Genomic DNA, 3,042 nt, shown 5'->3' with positions numbered 1-3,042 from the left:
GGTCCATGGGGTCGAGCCGATCTGCAAAGTGCTGCCGATCGCCCCCTCGACCTATCATGCCCATGTCGCCAAGCGCGCCGATCCCGAGAAGCTGTCAGCGAGGGCGAAGCGGGATATCGCCTTGCAGCCCGAGATCGCCCGCGTCTTCGCCGAGAACTTCGAGGTTTACGGCGTCCGGAAGGTCTGGCGGCAGATGGTGCGCGAACGCTTCGACGTGGCGCGCTGCACCGTGGCGCGMCTGATGCGCGGCATGGGCCTGCAAGGCGTCATCYGCGGCAAGCCCGTGCGCACCACAGTGCAGGACAAGACGGCGCCGTGCCCGCTCGATCATGTGAAMCGGGTYTTCCAYGCTCCTGCGCCGAACATGCTTTGGCTCTCCGATTTCACCTATGTCAGCACCTGGTCGGGCTTCGTCTATGTCGCCTTCGTCATCGACGCCTACGCCCGCCGCATTGTYGGCTGGCGCGTATCCCGGACCGCACACGCCGGCTTCGTGCTCGACGCGCTGGAGCAGGCCCTGCATGAGCGACGGCCCGTCCATCGAGGGGGCCTCGTCCATCATTCCGACAGGGGATCGCCCAATACGTCAGCATTCGATACACCGAGCGCCTCGCCGAGGCCGGCATCGAGCCCTCCGTCGGCAGCGTTGGCGACTCTTACGACAACGCTCTCGCCGAGACGATCAACGGCCTCTACAAGGCGGAACTCATCCACCGGCGCGGACCCTGGCGGAGCTTCGAGGCCGTCGAATTCGCCACGCTGACATGGGTGGACTGGTTTAACAATCGCCGGCTGCTGGAGCCCATCGGCAACATCCCGCCGGCCGAAGCCGAGGAGCGCTACTACGCCATGTTGAACGAGCCAGCCATGGCAGCGTGACTCAAACGAAATGGCCTCCGGGAAACCCGGTGCGGTTCAGTCCCCGAGTTCCAGTTCGAGTTCGGGCAGGCACTCCTAGACGCCCGGCGCTGGAACGATGCGATCCCGCCGCTCGAAAAAGCCGCAAAGGCGTACTTTAAAGCGGGTCAGGCTCAGCTCGGGATTGCCCGTRCTTTTGTGGAGCTGCGACGAACTCCCGAAGCTTTGGCGGCATACGAGCAAGCTACAACCTCTGACCCACTGCAAACGCCAGCATGGCTCGGTTGGTCAGAAATACTCCTCAAACAAAAGCGCTTTCTCGACGCTGCGGCAGTCCTGGGAAAAGCTCGCGAGCAACTGCCCAAGAATGCCACGTTAGCCAAAATGCAGGGCGATGCATTATTAGGTCGACATGACGATAAGCGTGCTCTCGAAGCGTACGAAAATGCTGTTGCTCTCGAATCCGGGCTCGAAGCTTCGCTTGCCTTGCGACTGAAGCAATTACGCAAAAAATTTGCATCCGTCAGCGCTCAATTTACTCCCTCAATTCGATAAATACCCGTTATTTTTTACAATCGGACGGTTGAGATAGTACCAACTATCTAATGGTGGTGATCGGGATCGCAAGAAATTGCCAGCTCTGACTGCAGGGAAATGCGTGTGCTCGTCGGGACCAATTTTTCGCTATTGCGAAAAGAGCGCGGGCTGACTCAGAAGTAGGTCGAGGAACATAAGCCGCGCAGCAATTGAATTCCATTAAGCCGCAGCCGGCGCGTCGAGCTCGAAGTTCTGGTTCGGCGCTTCTGGTGCGATGCCGTGCTGTGCTGCCGTCGCATCTTCGCCGAGCGATTTGGCGAAGATGTGCTGGCTCCGATGTCGCGCCGGACGGGGCGACTGGAACTGATCGTGCATCACCTTGGCCTGGCGCTGGGCGGTCGCCCGGCGGCGGGCTTCGCCAAGCGGCTGATGGTCCCGGTCAGCAACGATACGCTGCTGCGGGTAGTCAGGCGCAAAGCGCAGGTGTCATCGGAGACGTTGACCGTGATCGGCATCGACGACTTCGCATGGCGGCGCAATCACCGGTACGGCACGATCGTTTGCGACCTCGAACGGCGACGGACCGTGACGCTCCTGCCCGACAGGGAGCCTGCGACATCCGAGGCGTGGCTGCGGCGCCATTCGTCGATAGCCGTCGTCGCTCGCGACCGCGGCGGCGGATATGGCGAAGCAGCGGCAAAACCGTTGCCCTTCGCAGAGCAGGTCGCCGATCGCTGGCATCTGATGCAGAATACCAGCCGCTCGTTACAATGTTCTCCCGGTGCGCCTGACTAGGCCTCGTGGACAAAGCTTGACCTGAGACTCGCGGATTGATTCAAGGCTTCTTTTTGGAGGAACCCTTGGGCGATCGGATTGGTCTGACGGATGAGGAATGGGCGCTGATTGGGCCTTTGCTGCCGGCCGAGCACGGGCGCGGTTGCCGACCGGCGCAGGACAACCGCCGCTACTTTGAGGGCATGATGTGGTTGGCGCGGACGGGCGCGCAGTGGCGGCATCTCCCCGACGATTACGGCAAATGGAACAGTGTCTTCCGCCGCTACCGGCGCTGGCTGGAGGTCGGCGTTTTCGACGCCATGCTGGAAAGCCTGGCGGAGATGGTCGAGCGAGACCCCTCCGCCGACATGATCGACTCAACCATCGTCCGGGCGCATCACTGCGCAGTCGGCATAAAAAGGGGACTCAGCAAACAGAGGCGCTTGGTCGATCGCGTGGCGGCTTTACCACCAAACTCCATGCCCGCTGCGATGCCAAAGGCCGCCCGCTTGGCTTCGTCCTGACCGGCGGAGAGGCACACGACGTCAAGGGCTTCGCGCCGCTGCTGCGGATGGTCGCCGACAAGATCGAAGCGCTGCTGGCGGACAAGGGCTATGATGCCGACGCCATTCGCGAGGAGTTGGCGAAAGCCGAGATCGAGGCCGTCATACCGGCCAAGCGCAATCGCAAGAACCCTGCGCCGCACGATGCCGAAAAATACAAGTGGCGCAATCTGATCGAGCGACTGTTCAGCAAGCTCAAGAACTGGCGGCGCGTCGCCACACGCTACGACAAGAGCAAGGAGTCCTACCTCGGTTTCGTCGCCATCGCCGCAGTCAAACTCTGGCTACCCTTTGTCCACGAAGCCTATAG

4 pseudogenes are annotated in these 3,042 nt (G+C 61.5%); all 4 read left to right on the top strand.

The features are described from left to right. Positions 1 to 879, top strand: a pseudogene (locus AC1DZY_RS26440) (IS3 family transposase); the annotation flags it as partial. A gap of 69 nt (positions 880 to 948) precedes the next feature. Beyond that, positions 949 to 1,413, top strand: a pseudogene (locus AC1DZY_RS26435) (tetratricopeptide repeat protein); the annotation flags it as partial. Positions 1,414 to 1,608: 195 nt separating this feature from the next. Beyond that, positions 1,609 to 2,157: pseudogene (locus AC1DZY_RS26430) on the top strand (ISL3 family transposase); the annotation flags it as partial. 68 nt (positions 2,158 to 2,225) lie between these two features. Continuing rightward, positions 2,226 to 3,042, top strand: a pseudogene (locus AC1DZY_RS26425) (IS5 family transposase); the annotation flags it as partial.

The organism is Allobosea sp. P2_A10, from assembly GCF_056405115.1.
This window is presented reverse-complemented; position numbering and strand designations above follow the sequence as displayed.